This is a genomic window from Pollutimonas rozaliensis, from assembly GCF_048751585.1.
Lineage (GTDB): Bacteria > Pseudomonadota > Gammaproteobacteria > Burkholderiales > Burkholderiaceae_B.
The window spans coordinates 1-267 of the sequence record NZ_JAZHOB010000140.1 but is presented as its reverse complement, the minus strand read 5'-3'; the positions used below and the strand labels follow the sequence as shown (position 1 = coordinate 267).

The window sequence follows — 267 nt, the reverse complement described above, 5'->3', positions numbered from 1 at the left end:
CCATGAATAAACTTTTTCGATAATATCGAAATCAACTTCCGTCAATGTTATGCCAAGACTTTCAGCGCTATTTATTCGTCCATTGTTTATAATAGGCTTACTAATGCTGAAACATTTAGATTCACTTATGTAATTTTCATGTTTTATTTTAGTATTAATGTTTTCAAAGGTAACATCAAAAACTAGCGCGTATCTTTCGCATAGTTCTTTAAATTGTTCAATGCTTTCAATTTCAACTTTATTAAAGCGAGACATTGGGAATTTTTC

At 29.6% G+C, this 267-nt stretch carries 1 protein-coding gene; it reads right to left on the bottom strand.

Going from position 1 to position 267, the window contains the following annotated elements; genetic code table 11:
• On the bottom strand, positions 1 to 267 hold a 267-nt coding region (locus tag V0R37_RS22300; RefSeq protein ID WP_420376582.1), incomplete at both ends, for a hypothetical protein.